The following is a 13,684-nucleotide window of genomic DNA, read 5'->3' on the forward strand; positions in this document are numbered from 1 at the left end:
GTGCTTGATGCTACCGAGCCCACCACGTGCGGCAGACCGCCTCTCGCCGAGCGTGAAACGGATCACCCATTCGAGCGACGCGAACGAGGTTTAAGGGTTTGCGCCACGTGCGCGGCGCTCGGCCGCGGTTTCGAACGGTCCCGGCCGCCGACAGGCGGTGATCCGGGCGCGTGACACCTCGTCCTCCTTGTTCCCCCAGGTCAGCGAGCGGCGTTTTCCAGCCAGTCGCCGTCGATCTCGCCTTCGGCGACGATCACGGCGGGGCCGGTCATCTCGATCTCGCCGTCGGGCCGCTCGGTGATGACCAGGCGACCGCCGGGCACGTCGACGGTGTACGTCGCCGGGGTGCCGGTGACAGCCGGATCGGCGCCGTCACGCCGGGCGGCGGCCACGGCGACGGCGCACGCGCCCGTGCCGCACGAACGGGTCTCGCCGGAGCCGCGCTCGTGCACGCGCATCGCGACGTGCCGGGGGCCGAGGTCGACGACGAACTCGACGTTCACGCCGCCCGGGTAGGCGTCCGCCGGGCCGACCGGCGGCGGGGTGAACAGGTGGCCGGCGTGCGCGAGGTCGGCCACGAAGGCGACGGCGTGCGGGTTGCCCATGTTCACGTTGCGCGCGGGCCAGCTACGCTCGCCGACGGTCACCGTGACGTCTCCCTCGGGGAGGCGGGCGCGGCCCATGCCGACGGTGACGTCACCGTCCTTGGCGATGTGGACGGACTTGACGCCCCCTCGCGTGGCGACCGCGAGGTCTCCCTCGGCCACGTGCCCCGCGTGCTGGAGGTAGCGCGCGAACACACGCACGCCGTTGCCGCACATCTCGGCGACCGAGCCGTCGCCGTTGCGGTAGTCCATGAACCACTCGGCCTCGGCGGCCATCGACCTGCCCTCCGGGTGGGCCGCGGCCCGCACGACGTGCAGCACGCCGTCGCCACCGATACCGGCCCGGCGGTCGCACAGGGCGGCGACAGCGGCAGGCGGCAGTCCGACGGCGTTCTCGGGGTCCGGCACGATCACGAAGTCGTTCTCGGTGCCGTGCCCCTTGAGGAAGGCGATCCGTGTGCTCATCCCTCGATCGTACGGGAGCGGTGCACGGCGGGGCCGATGGAGGTGGAGCGGGGCCGATGGAGGTGGGGGGTGGCGCGGAGGCGGTGCGGTGCGGGCGGCCCAGGGGCGGTGGCGCGGTTCCCGGGGCCCTTCGCGGGGACGGTTGCACGCGTGGTTGGCGCGCTTGAGGGGACGCGTTTCAGCGGAGTCTTGCCACTCGCCATACGGCGAGGACGACCACCAGGGCCACCAGCACGAGGTAGCCGAGCACGACCCGCCAGTCGGGACGCCGGCCGGAGCCGCGCGGCGGCAGGCCGGGCCAGGTGTAACCCACCCGGCGGGCGGCCATCATGCCCCAGCCCGCCGCGCACGAGCAGATCAGCAGGCCGAGCATGGCGATGACCGCGCCGCTGTCACCGAAGTCGAAGGCGAGCGGGAAGGCGAACATCAGGGAACCGACGGCGGAGAGTCCCACGATGGGGGCGAGCTGCCAGATGCGCAGCCGTCGCTGCGGACGCAACTCGACCTCGACCTCCGGCCCGACCGGATACATCTCCTCGGGGTCGGGTCCGTCGGCGGTGACGCCCACCGTCTCGTCGGGCCCGTCATCGGCCAGCCGGTCCACGGCCGGTCCGTCCACGACGAGAGCGTCCATGGCCGATCCGTCCACACCCGGATCGTCCACGGCCGGGCCGTCATCGGTCCGGACCAGCTCATCACTCTCCGTAGTGACGTGCTCGGCACTTCGTGCGGTGTCGCGAGGGCCGGCCTCCATCGCCACGCGCCCTCCCAACTAGGCTCCACTTGGTCGATCGAAGCTCGATGATGGCACGGCGGCACAGGCCGGGATGACCGGCGGCGCATCCCGATGCCAGGACGTGATCAGGCTGTAACCGGTCGTTCGACCAACGCCAGGGCCTGCTGCGGAAGTTCCCCGCGGTCCGCGAGGGCCCCACTCAACCAGTGCACCCGGGGATCCCGCCTGAACCACGAATCCTGACGGCGCGCGAAGCGTTTGGTCGCACGGACGGTCTCGGCCCGCGCTTCCGCTTCGGTGCACTCCCCGGCGAGCGCGGCCAGCACCTGCTGGTAGCCGAGTGCGCGGGACGCCGTGCGCCCCTCGCGCAGGCCGCGCGCCTGCAGCGCGCGCACCTCGTCCACGAGACCCGCCTCCCACATCCGGTCGACGCGCCGCGCGATGCGGTCGTCCAGCTCCGGACGCGCCACGTCCACCCCGATCTGGACGGTGTCGTAGACGGAGTCGTGGCGGGGCAGGTTGGCCGTGAAGGGCCGGCCGGTGATCTCGATCACTTCCAGCGCCCGGACGATGCGACGGCCGTTGCCGGGCAGGATCGCGCGGGCGGCGTCGGGATCGGCGGCGGCCAGCCGCGCGTGCAGCGCGCCCGGGCCGCGCAGCGTCAGCTCCTCCTCAAGACGGGCCCGGACCTCGGGGTCGGTGCCGGGGAACTCCAGATTGTCGACCGCTCCGCGGACGTACAGGCCGGAGCCGCCGACCAGGACCGGCCAGCGACCCTCGGCGAGCAGGGCGTCGATCCGCGCGCGGGCCAGTTTCTGGTACTCGGCGACCGACGCGGCGACCGTCACGTCCCAGATGTCCAGCAGGTGGTGCGGGACACCGCCGCGCTCCTGCGGCGTCAGCTTGGCGGTACCGATGTCCATCCCCCGGTACAGCTGCATGGAGTCGGCGTTGACGACCTCGCCGCCCAGGCGCTGGGCCAGGAAGACACCGAGATCGGATTTTCCGGCCGCGGTCGGTCCGACGACGGCGATGACGCGGGGGGCGAGGGATGCGCTGCTCACCGCACCAGTCTCGCAAACCTCCCGGTGTGGTCCCGAACGAGTTACGTGACGGCGGGCACTGCGGGTCGTTGCCCGTTGCGAGGTGCCTCCTGCGGGACTGCCGCAGGCGGTGACCCGGGCGGCACGACCCCATGCACCGGGTGACGCGGGAATTCGCCCGCACGAGTACCGTATGGAGTGGAAATGGGCATGTTCGCACGACTCCTGGGCAGGTCGAAGTCGAAGGCGGTTCCGGAGGCGTCGGCCGCCGGGGCGCGGACCGACGCGGAGCCGGCCGAGGCCGAGGCCGAGGAGGAGCCGGTGACGGAGTCGGCCGGGGCGGAGGCGGAGCCGGCCGAGGCGAAGGGGGCCGAGGCGAAGGGGGCCGAGGCGAAGGGGGCCGAGGCGAAGGGAGCCGGGCAGGCGGAGGCGCATGCCCCCGCCGTGGACGGGAACGAGGACGGGGACGGGGCCGCGGGTACGGACGCCGGTGCGGAGGACGCGTCCGAGGGTGCCGGAATCCCGCGTCAGCAGTCCGCCGGCGAGGCCGCCGACAGTGAGGCCGGCGACGGCGCCCGCAGGTGACCGTGTGGCGAGGGAAGGTTGGATCATGGGTTTGATGGACAACATGAAGGCCAGGCTGGGACCGGCGAAGGACAAGGTGTCGGACCTCGCGCGGCAGCACGGGGACAAGGTCCAGCACGGGATCGACAAGGCCGCGAAGGTCGTCGACGAGCGGACCAAGGGCAAGTACAGCGACCAGATCCAGGCCGGTACGGGCAAGGCCAAGGGGGCGATGGACCGCCTCGCCCACAAGGACGGCCCCGAGACGTCGGCGTCGGCCACCCAGCCGATGCCGCCCGCCCAGCCGATGCCGCCCAGCCGGCCGGAGGGCCGACCGCCGGTTTCCTGACCGCCCCACGCCCTGGTGGCGCCCTGGTCCCGGCGGCGTGACCCCGGTCCAGGGTCCAGGGTCCGGGTGGGGAATCCCGGCCACGGCCGCAGGTGGGCCGGCGGACGGCTGCGGAGAGGATCTCTCCCGGCCGTCCGCCACCGTCGTACGGGCGGCGGAGCGGGTGGGTCAGGACCAGGTCGCGACCAGGTAGCCCACGCCGTACGGGGCGTCCTCGTACAGCAGTGCACCGGACAGGCCGGCGTCCTCGGCCGCGGCGGCCAGCACCTGCCAGGGCGCGCGGCCGGACGCCTTCAGTTCGCGGGCCAGCCCGGGGTCGAGTGCCCGCAGGCCCGCCAGGTCCGCCGCTCCCAGCGCCCGTCCCACCTCGGCGTCGAAGGGCGCCGCCCGCTCGTCCAGATATCCCGGCGCCTTGAGCGTGCGGCAGGCGCTCGCGTCTCCCATCACCAGCAGCGCCACCCGCCCGGCGCGGGCCCCCAGCTCCCTGCCGGCCTCGGCACACCGCTCGGGCGCGAGCGAGGCGTCGACCGCGAGTCCCTCGACGGGGGCGTCGGCCCAGCCGGTCCGCTCCAGCAGCCAGGCGGCGACGGCCAGCGAGGGCGGCAGCTCACGAGCGGGAACGACGGCGTCCGGGGCGGTGGAACCCAGGTGTACGTCCACGTCGACCCCGAAACCGCGGAAGGTTCCCTGGGCTCCCTGGGAGTACCGGCCGGCCCCGTCCTGTTCGGCGGGGCCGACGACCAGCAGCAGATCGGGGCGGGCGGCGGCGAGCACGCCGAGCGCGTCCGCGCAGGCCGCGCGCGCGGTGTCCAGTTCGGGTGCGGCACCCGCGGCGACCTCGGGCACGAGCAGCGGCGGGCAGGGGCAGACGGCGGCGGCGACAAGCATGATCGGCAGAGTAACGCCGCGACGCCCCGAACCGGCACTCCAGCGGGGGCGCGCGGCGCGACCCGCGCGCCGCTGGAGTCACGCCCGCATCCCGCCGAAGGTCGCGCCCCGCGCCGTGCCCTGGAGTGCTTGCCACCCGCATCCCTCCCGGAGACGGGGACGGCCCGGGGCCGTCCCCCAGCGTGCCGCTCCGGTCAGTCGCAGCCGCAGCCCGTCGTCGCGGCCGGCATCGGGGCCGGGATGCCGATCTTCGGGAGGCCGAGCATGACACCCGCCGGCTTGGCGGCCTCCGCGGCGTTGCGCTTCTCCCAGGCGTCACCCGCGCGGGTGCGGCGGACGGCGAGGGCGGACCCCTCGGCGAGGAGGTGGTGCGGGGCGGCGTACGTGATCTCGACGGTGACGACGTCGCCCGGGCGCACCGCCTGCTCGGGCTTGGTGAAGTGGACGAGGCGGTTGTCGGGGGCGCGGCCGGAGAGGCGGTGCGTGGCACCGTCCTTGCGGCCCTCGCCCTCGGCGACCATCAGCTCCAGCGTGCGGCCGACCTGCTTCTTGTTCTCCTCCCAGGAGATCTCCTCCTGGAGGGCGACCAGCCGCTCGTAGCGCGCCTGGACGACCTCCTTGGGGATCTGGTCCTCCATGGTCGCGGCGGGGGTGCCGGGCCGCTTGGAGTACTGGAAGGTGAAGGCCTGCGCGAACCGGGCCTCGCGGACGACGTGGAGCGTGTCCTCGAAGTCCTCCTCGGTCTCGCCGGGGAAGCCCACGATGATGTCGGTGGTGATCGCGGCGTGCGGGATCGCGGCCCGCACCTTCTCGATGATCCCCAGGTAGCGCTCCTGGCGGTACGAGCGGCGCATCGCCTTCAGGACCGTGTCCGAGCCGGACTGCAACGGCATGTGCAGCTGCGGCATCACGTTCGGCGTCTCAGCCATCGCGGCGATCACGTCGTCGGTGAAGTCGCGGGGGTGCGGGGAGGTGAAGCGGACGCGCTCCAGTCCCTCGATGTCGCCGCAGGCGCGCAGCAGCTTGCTGAAGGCCTCGCGGTCACCGATGTCGGAGCCGTAGGCGTTGACGTTCTGGCCGAGCAGCGTGATCTCGGAGACACCCTCGGCGACCAGCGCCTCGACCTCGGCGAGGATGTCGCCGGGCCGCCGGTCCTTCTCCTTGCCGCGCAGCGCCGGGACGATGCAGAAGGTGCAGGTGTTGTTGCAGCCGACGGAGATCGACACCCAGGCCGCGTACGCGCTCTCGCGGCGGGTCGGCAGCGTGGACGGGAACGCCTCCAGCGACTCGGCGATCTCGACCTGCGCCTCCTCCTGGACGCGGGCGCGCTCCAGCAGGACGGGCAGCTTGCCGATGTTGTGCGTGCCGAAGACGACGTCCACCCAGGGCGCCTTCTTCACGATGGTGTCGCGGTCCTTCTGCGCCAGGCAGCCGCCGACCGCGATCTGCATGCCGGGGCGGGAGGCCTTCCTCGGCGCGAGCCGGCCGAGGTTGCCGTAGAGCCGGTTGTCGGCGTTCTCGCGGACCGCGCAGGTGTTGAAGACGACGACGTCCGCGTCCCCGTCCGACCCTTCGGGCGCCCGTACGTACCCGGCGTCCTCGAGCAGTCCGGACAACCGCTCCGAGTCGTGGACGTTCATCTGGCACCCATAGGTGCGGATCTCGTAGCTCTTGGGTGCGTGAACGTCCACTGCGGGGCTCCGGTCGCTGCTGCTGGTCATGCCTCAAGGGTAGGTGGTCGCCGAAGGCACCGAGGTTCGGTGGTCCGGGGGCCCAGGGCCCAGGGCCCTGCGACGCGCGGTCCCGGTGATCCGCCGACCCGACGGGGCGGCGGCGCGGTGACGCGGTGACGCGGTGACGCCGGTGGGGCCGGTGGCTCGTCCGCAGAGGCCGAACATGCTGTGGGCCGGCTGTCCCCGGGCCCGTAAGATCGGTGATCTCGGGGGGAGGTGGTCATGGGCAGGCGGCGCCCGGACACGCCGACGCTGGAGGAGGTGGCCGCCCACGCCGGGGTGGGGCGGGGCACGGTCTCCCGCGTCGTCAACAACGCGGCGGGGGTGAAGGACTCGACCCGCCAGGCCGTGCAGCGGGCCATCGCGGAACTGGGGTACGTGCCCAATCTCGCGGCCCGGTCCCTGGCCGGGCGGGGGGCCGACGCCGTCGCGCTCGTCATGACGGAACCGGACTGGCGGCTGTTCGCGGAGCCGTTCTTCTCCGAGATCGTCCGCTCGCTCGGTGACGCCCTGGCCGACACCGGGATGCAGTTGCTGCTGACCCTGGTGCGCTCGGACGCCGAGCGGCGGCGCTTCCTGGAGTACGCCCGTGGCGGCCGGGTCGACGGGGTGCTGCTGATGTCCGTGCACGCCGGCGATCCGCTGCCGGACATGCTCGCCGAGGCCCGGCTGCCGACGGTCCTGCTGGGCCGCCGCTCGGGCGACGAGCACGTCAGCTACGTCGACGCCGACAACACCGGCGGGGCCCGCAACGCGGTCTCCCACCTGCTGGGGACGGGCCGGCGGACGATCGCGACGATCACGGGCCCGCTCGACATGTACGTCGCCCAGTGCCGGCTGCGCGGCTACCGCGAGGCCCTGGCGCAGGCGGGCCTGGACGCCGAGCGGTCCTTGATCGCCGAGGGCGACTTCACCGAGGAGAGCGGCCGTCGCGCCATGGCCCGGCTGATCGAGCGGCACCCGGACATCGACGCTGTCCTCGCCGCGTCGGACACCACGGCCGCCGGTGCCCTCAAGGCACTGCGCGGGGCGGGCCGCCGGGTGCCGCAGGACGTCGCCGTCATCGGCTTCGACGACTTCCCGCTGGCCGAGCGGACCGAGCCGCGGCTGACCACGGTGCGGCAGCCGCTGGCGGAGATCGGGCGGGCCATGGTCCGGCTTCTGCTGGAGGAGATGGAGGAGGCGGCGGAGTCGTCCATAGCCTGGCGGCACGTCGTCCTCCGTACGGAACTGGTGCTGCGCGAGTCGGCCTGAGGCTCCCCGGCGCCCCCGGCTCCGCACTGGTAGCGGCCCGGCCGCCTGGCCGGGAGCGCTCCCAGCGTTCCGTGTCCCGCTACGGCCCGCCTGCCACCTGCGGTTTCGAAACCCTTTCGACACTTCCCCCCGCGCACAGTCTTGTCAGGGTCATGAACTCTCCCTACAGTCCCTGCCGAACGGAGGAATGGGAGCGCTCCCACTCGTATGGGCGCGAGAGCGCTCCCGCATCGCACCGACCGTCCCGGAGAGGACCCGCATGCGACCGTCCCCGCACTCCGCCCGTGGTACGCGCGGCCTGTTGGGCGCACTGCTCACCGCCCTCACCGCCCTCGCGGCCCTGCTCACCACCGCCCCGGCGGCACACGCCGACACCGCGATCTGCGAGGCGTTCGGGTCGACCACGATCCAGGGCCGCTACGTCGTCCAGAACAACCGCTGGGGCACCAGCGAGGCCCAGTGCATCACCGCCACCGACTCGGGATTCCGGATCACCCAGGCCGACGGCTCGGTCCCGACGAACGGCGCCCCGAAGTCGTACCCGTCCGTCTTCAACGGCTGCCACTACACCAACTGCTCGCCCGGGACCAGCCTCCCGGCGCGGCTCAGCTCCATCTCCAGCGCGCCCACCGGCATCACGTACAGCTATGTGAGCAACGCGGTGTACGACGCCGCGTACGACATCTGGCTCGACTCCACGCCCCGTACCGACGGCGTCAACCAGACCGAGATCATGATCTGGTTCAACAAGGTGGGGTCCGTCCAGCCCGTCGGCTCGCAGGTCGGCACCGCCACCGTCGCCGGGCGTTCGTGGCAGGTGTGGTCCGGTGACAACGGCTCCAACGACGTGCTGTCCTTCGTCGCCCCGTCGGCGATCACCAACTGGAACTTCGACGTCATGGACTTCGCCCGGGAGGCCGTCGCCCGCGGTCTGGCACAGAACGGCTGGTACCTGACCAGTGTGCAGGCGGGCTTCGAGCCCTGGCAGAACGGCACCGGCCTCGCCGTGACCTCGTTCTCCTCCACGGTCAACACCGGCGGCGGCGACCCGGGCGGCCCCGGCGGCTCCACGGCCTGCACGGTGGCGTACACGACGAACGTCTGGCAGGGCGGCTTCACCTCCGACGTCACCGTCACCAACACCGGTTCCACCCCCGTCAACGGCTGGAAGCTGGCCTTCACCCTGCCCGCCGGGCAGCGGATCACCAGTGCCTGGGGCGCCAATGTCACGCCGTCCTCAGGAGCGGTCACGGCGAGCAACCTGTCCTACAACGCGCAGATCCCGGCCGGCGGCAAGGCGACCTTCGGCTTCCAGGGCACCTACGGCGGCGCCTTCGCCAAGCCGGCCGGCTTCAGCCTGAACGGTGCCGCCTGCACCACCGCGTGACACAGCCGCCCGCGCGGGCCGTGTGACGCACCCACCTGCCCCGGGACCCGCCCGTCTCCCACACGCCGATCGGCCGGGTCCCGGTTCCACTTCGCGCGGCTCCTCGCCGGCCCCTCCCGGAAAGGCCCACCCGCATGAGCCTCCCGTCCGCCCGCCGCAGCCCGGCGACGGCCCTGGCCCTGTCTGTCGCGGCGCCCTACGACTCGCTGCAACGCACCGCACTGACCACGCCGCTGGGCATCCCGATGATCTACGGGATCGACGCCGTGCACGGCCACAACGCGGTGCGCGGTGCCACCCTGTTCCCGCACAACATCGGCCTCGGCGCCACCCGTGACCCCGCGCTCGTGCAGCGCGTCGGGCGGACGGTGGCCGAGGAGGTGTCGGGCACCGGCATCGACTGGGACTTCGCCCCCTGCCTGTGCGTGGCACGCGACGACCGGTGGGGCCGCACCTACGAGTCGTACGGCGAGACACCCGAACTGCCCACGGCCATGACCAGGTTCATCACCGGACTCCAGGGCGAGACCCTGGGCGCCGGCCCGGCGTCGGTGCTCGCCACCGCCAAGCACTACATCGGCGACGGCGGCACCGCGGGCGGGGTCGACCAGGGCGACACCAGGATCTCCGAGGCCGAGCTGCGCGCGGTCCACCTGCCACCGTTCAAGGAGGCGGTGCGCCGGGGCGTGGGCGCGGTGATGCTGTCGTACGCGGCTGGAACGGCGTCCGGTCCCACGCCAACCGATATCTCGTGACCGACGTGCTGAAGGGCGAACTCGGCTTCACCGGGTTCGTCGTGTCCGACTGGGCCGCGGTCGACCAGCTCGACGGACAGAGCGGCTTCACCGGCGCCGAGATCAGTACGGCCGTCAACGCGGGCGTCGACATGGTGATGGTCCCGCACGACTACAAGAAGTTCCTCACCCTGCTGCGCGGCGAGGTGAGCGCGGGCCGGATCCCGCAGTCGCGGATCGACGACGCCGACCGGCGCATCCTCACCAAGAAATTCCAGCTCGGCCTGTTCGAACGGCCCTTCACCGACCGGTCGTACACGTCGGCGGTCGGCTCCGCCGCACACCGGGAGCTGGCCCGGCAGGCCGTACACGAGTCCCAGGTGCTGCTGAAGAACGACGGCGGAATCCTGCCGCTGGCCAGGTCGGCGAAACTGTTCGTCGCCGGCAAGTCCGCCGACCACATCGGCAACCAGAGCGGGGGCTGGACCGTCGGCTGGCAGGGCCGCAGCGGTCCCGTGACCGAGGGCACCACCGTGCTCCAGGGCATCCGGGCCGCCGTCACCGACCCGTCCCGGGTCACCTACGACCGCTACGGCAACGGCATCGACTCCGGTTACACCGCCGCCGTCGCCGTCGTCGGCGAGACCCCGTACGCCGAGGGCCGGGGTGACCGGCCGAACGGGCTGGGCGTGGACCAGGAGGATCTCCAGGCCCTCGCCCGGCTCAAGGCCGGCGGGGTGCCGGTGGCCGTGGTCCTGGTCTCCGGCCGCCCGCTCGACATCGCCGGCGAACTGCCCGGCTGGAAGGCCCTGCTGGCCGCCTGGCTGCCCGGCACGGAGGGCGCCGGTGTGTCCGACGTCCTGTTCGGCACCCACGCCCCCACCGGGAAACTGCCGGTGAGCTGGCCGAGGAGCGCCTCCCAGGAACCCGTCAACGACGGCGACGGCAAAGAACCGCTCTTCCCCTACGGATACGGGCTGACGTACGCCGGCACGGACCCGACACCGACCCCGACGCCGACCCCGGGTGCGTGCACCGGGCGGTTCCGTACCGCCTCGGCGTGGCAGGGCGGATACCAGGCGGAGATCACGGTCGAGAACACCGGCTCCACGCCGCTGACGGGCTGGTCGGTCGACTGGGACCTGGCCGGCTCCACCGTCACCAGCCTGTGGAACGGCTCGCTGACGACGGCGCAGGGCCGGGCCGCCGTACGCAACGCCGCCTTCAACGGCTCCCTGTTCCCCGGTGCCACCACCACCTTCGGCTTCACCGCGAACGGCACCGCGGGCACCCCGGCGCCGCACTGCGCCGGCAACTGAACACACCCCGGTCGGCCGCCCGTTCAGCCGCACGGAAGCCGGCCTGCGGCCCCACGGCACCGACACTCCGCCGATTCCCACGTACCCCGGCACCGGCACTCGTCCGGGGCGCACCATCCGCCCGATCCGAACGGAAGGAGCACCACATGGTCCGACGCAGCAGACTCCTGTCGGTGGCAGCGGCCCTGTCGACGCTGCTGGCGGCACTCGCCCTGACCCTCCTGGGCCAGGGCAGCGCACAGGCGCACGGGGTGGCGATGCTGCCCGGCTCCCGCACCTACCTGTGCTACCTGGACGCGCACACGACCACCGGGGGACTGGATCCCACCAATCCGGCCTGCCGGGACGCGCTGGCCAAGAGCGGGGCGACGGCGCTGTACAACTGGTTCGCCGTGCTCGACTCCAACGCCGGCGGCCGGGGCTCCGGTTACGTGCCGGACGGCACCCTGTGCAGCGCGGGCGACCGGTCGCCGTACGACTTCTCCGCCTACAACGCGGCCCGCTCGGACTGGCCGCGGACCCACCTGACCAGCGGGGCGACGATCCAGGCCCAGTACAGCAACTGGGCGGCGCACCCCGGTGACTTCCGGATCTACCTCACCAAGCAGGGCTGGTCACCCACCTCCGCCCTGCGCTGGGCCGACCTGGACCCGATCCAGACGGTCACCAACCCGCCGCAGCAGGGGTCGCCCGGCACCGAGGGCGGCCACTACTCCTGGGACCTGAAGCTGCCCTCCGGCCGCACGGGGAACGCCCTGGTCTTCATCCAGTGGGTCCGCTCGGACAGTCAGGAGAACTTCTTCTCCTGCTCCGACGTCGTCTTCGACGGCGGCCACGGCGAGGTCACGGGCATCCGCACCCCCGGTGGCACCCCCACACCCCGACTCCCACCCCCACACCGACCCCGACCCCGACCCCCACGGATCCGCACACCGGTTCCTGCATGGCCGCGTACTCCGTGGTCAACTCCTGGAGCGGGGGCTTCCAGGCCTCCGTCGAGGTCATGAACCACGGCACGACACCGCTCGACGGCTGGGCCGTGGCCTGGAAGCCCGGCGAGGGCACCAGGATCAGCAGTCTGTGGAACGGCACCCAGTCCACCGGCGCCGACGGCACGGTCACGGTCCGCAACGCGGACCACAACCGGGTCGTCCCCGCCGGCGGCAGCGTCACCTTCGGCTTCACCGCCACCTCGACCGGCAACAACCTGCCCGCCGGTCCGATCGGCTGCGTCACGGCACAGGGCACCACCTGACACGCGTCACCCGGTGACGATCTCACCCCCGACGGTCGGGAGGTCGTCCGCCGCGGTCCGGGCCGGTCATGCCGGCCCGGACGTCGCCGTGCGGCCCGGCGGTGGCCCGGTCCCCGGCCGTGACTCAGTCCCGCGCCGCCAGTTCGCGCAGGGCGGTGACCGTCCTCCAGTTGCGGGTGGTGGCCGGGATGCCGAGGCGGCGCTCGATGAAGGCGTTGTCCAGCCTGGTCCTGCCGTACCCGTCGGGGACGTGCAGGTGGATCTCGTCGCCGGCCAGCGTGAACACGGCGGTCTCGCCGGCCGGCACCTCCAGCCGGGCGGCCTGCTCGGCGGTCGGTTCCTGGGCGAGAAAGGTGACGTGCAGCTTGGCCGGGTCGTCCTCCCGGCCGAGGTAGGGATTGCGGGCAACGGTGCGGGCCAGGGACTCGGCGGTGCGCAGCAGGACCGTGACCGACACCCCGAGGTCGTCGGCGATCCGCTCCCCGATGCGCGCGGCCAGCTCGGCGGGGGTCTGCCCGGCCGGGGCGCCGAACACCACGTTGCCGCTGCGCAGATACGTCTGGACCGCCTCGCACCCCAGGGCGGTGAACAGGCCGCGCAGGTCCGCCATCGCGATCTGCGTACGACCGCCGACGTTGATCCCACGCAGGAGCGCGACGTGCTTCGTCATGCCACCAACCTCTCACGGGACGGCAGGGGGTGGTTCGGGGGCGGGGCGGGCGCGAACCGGGACGCGGCGGCAGTGGCGCCGGGCGGATTACCTCGGTCGGAGGCCGGTCGCGCAGGGGCCTGCCCGGGACCGACCGGCGAGTCCGGCCGCCGCCGACAGGTGCTCGGCGCCGGTGTCAGGCCGTGCCGCCCGGTATCCAGCCCTGGCGGCGCAGTACGGCCGACACGTCCGGCGCCCGGTAGTGCTCGCCCTTGAGGACCTTCCCGTCGGCCCGGCGGGCCACCTGACCGTCGGGGCCGAGCTTGCTCATGTTGGCGCGGTGGATCTCGCCGATCACCTCGTCGAGGTCGATGCCGTGAACCAGTGCCGTGCCGTACGCGACGTACACCACGTCGGCCAGTTCGTGCGCGAGCCGGTCGAGCGGGCCCTCGACCGCGACCTCGGCGACCTCCGCGGCCTCCTCGGCGAGCAGTTCCCCGCGGTGGGCCGCCAGTGCGGGGTCCACCTGCGTCGGCGTGCTGCGGGCGTCGAGGCCGAAGGCGCGGTGGAACTCACGGACGGGACCGGCGGGCGAAGTGCTCATACGGCGACTGTAACGGCCGCCACTGACAGGGCCCTCCCGCGGCGGTTCGGCCCACGGAGTGACCGCGGGCCCTGGTCAGCGCCGCGCGTCGACTGGCAG

12 protein-coding genes and 2 pseudogenes are annotated in these 13,684 nt (G+C 73.0%); 7 read left to right on the plus strand and 7 right to left on the minus strand.

Going from position 1 to position 13,684, the window contains the following annotated elements; genetic code table 11:
• Window positions 1-200: 200 nt before the first annotated feature.
• The 3 genes from dapF to miaA form a co-directional block, all read right to left on the minus strand.
• Entirely contained in the window at window positions 201-1,070 is an 870-nt protein-coding gene (gene dapF, locus D9753_RS09160) for a diaminopimelate epimerase (protein ID WP_121786557.1), read from the minus strand.
• A gap of 178 nt (window positions 1,071-1,248) precedes the next feature.
• Window positions 1,249-1,824, minus strand: a complete 576-nt coding sequence (locus tag D9753_RS09165; RefSeq protein ID WP_121786558.1) for a hypothetical protein — start codon at window positions 1,822-1,824, stop codon at window positions 1,249-1,251.
• Window positions 1,825-1,931: 107 nt separating this feature from the next.
• Window positions 1,932-2,870: a tRNA (adenosine(37)-N6)-dimethylallyltransferase MiaA gene (miaA, locus tag D9753_RS09170; RefSeq protein WP_121786559.1), complete on the minus strand. Its 939-nt coding sequence runs from the start codon at window positions 2,868-2,870 to the stop codon at window positions 1,932-1,934.
• Window positions 2,871-3,059: 189 nt separating this feature from the next.
• Here miaA and D9753_RS09175 point away from each other — a divergent pair, with 189 nt between their 5' ends.
• Entirely contained in the window at window positions 3,060-3,434 is a 375-nt protein-coding gene (locus D9753_RS09175; protein ID WP_338057971.1) for a hypothetical protein, read from the plus strand.
• 25 nt (window positions 3,435-3,459) lie between these two features.
• The gene (locus D9753_RS09180; protein WP_121786560.1) at window positions 3,460-3,762 is read left to right on the plus strand and encodes an antitoxin; all 303 of its coding nucleotides are present in this window, start codon (window positions 3,460-3,462) and stop codon (window positions 3,760-3,762) included.
• A 168-nt stretch (window positions 3,763-3,930) separates the two neighbouring features.
• Here D9753_RS09180 and D9753_RS09185 read toward each other — a convergent pair whose 3' ends face one another.
• Together D9753_RS09185 and miaB are read right to left on the minus strand one after the other, a co-directional pair.
• Window positions 3,931-4,650, minus strand: coding sequence for a class III extradiol dioxygenase subunit B-like domain-containing protein (locus D9753_RS09185; RefSeq protein WP_121786561.1), 720 nt, complete (start codon window positions 4,648-4,650; stop codon window positions 3,931-3,933).
• Between the two features lie 194 nt (window positions 4,651-4,844).
• A complete protein-coding gene (miaB, locus tag D9753_RS09190) occupies window positions 4,845-6,371 on the minus strand; it encodes a tRNA (N6-isopentenyl adenosine(37)-C2)-methylthiotransferase MiaB (protein WP_121786562.1) in 1,527 nt (508 codons plus the stop codon).
• A 234-nt stretch (window positions 6,372-6,605) separates the two neighbouring features.
• Here miaB and D9753_RS09195 point away from each other — a divergent pair, with 234 nt between their 5' ends.
• From D9753_RS09195 to D9753_RS09210, 5 genes and pseudogenes are all read left to right on the plus strand, one after another.
• Window positions 6,606-7,637: a LacI family DNA-binding transcriptional regulator gene (locus tag D9753_RS09195; RefSeq protein WP_121786563.1), complete on the plus strand. Its 1,032-nt coding sequence runs from the start codon at window positions 6,606-6,608 to the stop codon at window positions 7,635-7,637.
• A 259-nt stretch (window positions 7,638-7,896) separates the two neighbouring features.
• The gene (locus D9753_RS09200; RefSeq protein ID WP_121786564.1) at window positions 7,897-9,024 is read left to right on the plus strand and encodes a GH12 family glycosyl hydrolase domain-containing protein; all 1,128 of its coding nucleotides are present in this window, start codon (window positions 7,897-7,899) and stop codon (window positions 9,022-9,024) included.
• Window positions 9,025-9,269: 245 nt separating this feature from the next.
• A pseudogene (locus D9753_RS37785) lies at window positions 9,270-9,964 on the plus strand (glycoside hydrolase family 3 protein); the annotation flags it as partial.
• Between the two features lie 174 nt (window positions 9,965-10,138).
• On the plus strand, window positions 10,139-11,077 hold the full coding sequence (locus D9753_RS37790) for a glycoside hydrolase family 3 C-terminal domain-containing protein (RefSeq protein WP_240468442.1): 939 nt from the start codon (window positions 10,139-10,141) through the stop codon (window positions 11,075-11,077).
• Window positions 11,078-11,223: 146 nt separating this feature from the next.
• Window positions 11,224-12,332 (plus strand): annotated as a pseudogene (locus tag D9753_RS09210) (lytic polysaccharide monooxygenase).
• A 124-nt stretch (window positions 12,333-12,456) separates the two neighbouring features.
• Here the strand turns inward: D9753_RS09210 and D9753_RS09215 are convergent.
• Complete coding sequence (locus tag D9753_RS09215) at window positions 12,457-13,002, minus strand: DUF1697 domain-containing protein (RefSeq protein WP_121786565.1); 546 nt, start codon at window positions 13,000-13,002, stop codon at window positions 12,457-12,459.
• A 175-nt stretch (window positions 13,003-13,177) separates the two neighbouring features.
• Window positions 13,178-13,585, minus strand: coding sequence for a pyrophosphohydrolase domain-containing protein (locus tag D9753_RS09220; RefSeq protein WP_121786566.1), 408 nt, complete (start codon window positions 13,583-13,585; stop codon window positions 13,178-13,180).
• Window positions 13,586-13,684 lie beyond the last annotated feature (99 nt).

The organism is Streptomyces dangxiongensis, from assembly GCF_003675325.1.
Lineage (GTDB): Bacteria > Actinomycetota > Actinomycetes > Streptomycetales > Streptomycetaceae > Streptomyces > Streptomyces dangxiongensis.

Excerpts from the sequence above, each read along its gene's own strand:
- dapF (WP_121786557.1), bottom strand. The coding sequence starts at position 1,070 with ATGAGCACACGGATCGCCTTCCTCAAGGGGCACGGCACCGAGAACGAC.
- D9753_RS09165 (WP_121786558.1), bottom strand. The coding sequence starts at position 1,824 with ATGGAGGCCGGCCCTCGCGACACCGCACGAAGTGCCGAGCACGTCACT.
- D9753_RS09175 (WP_338057971.1), top strand. The coding sequence starts at position 3,060 with ATGTTCGCACGACTCCTGGGCAGGTCGAAGTCGAAGGCGGTTCCGGAG.
- D9753_RS09180 (WP_121786560.1), top strand. The coding sequence starts at position 3,460 with ATGGGTTTGATGGACAACATGAAGGCCAGGCTGGGACCGGCGAAGGAC.
- D9753_RS09185 (WP_121786561.1), bottom strand. The coding sequence starts at position 4,650 with ATGCTTGTCGCCGCCGCCGTCTGCCCCTGCCCGCCGCTGCTCGTGCCC.
- miaB (WP_121786562.1), bottom strand. The coding sequence starts at position 6,371 with ATGACCAGCAGCAGCGACCGGAGCCCCGCAGTGGACGTTCACGCACCC.
- D9753_RS09195 (WP_121786563.1), top strand. The coding sequence starts at position 6,606 with ATGGGCAGGCGGCGCCCGGACACGCCGACGCTGGAGGAGGTGGCCGCC.
- D9753_RS09200 (WP_121786564.1), top strand. The coding sequence starts at position 7,897 with ATGCGACCGTCCCCGCACTCCGCCCGTGGTACGCGCGGCCTGTTGGGC.
- D9753_RS09215 (WP_121786565.1), bottom strand. The coding sequence starts at position 13,002 with ATGACGAAGCACGTCGCGCTCCTGCGTGGGATCAACGTCGGCGGTCGT.
- D9753_RS09220 (WP_121786566.1), bottom strand. The coding sequence starts at position 13,585 with ATGAGCACTTCGCCCGCCGGTCCCGTCCGTGAGTTCCACCGCGCCTTC.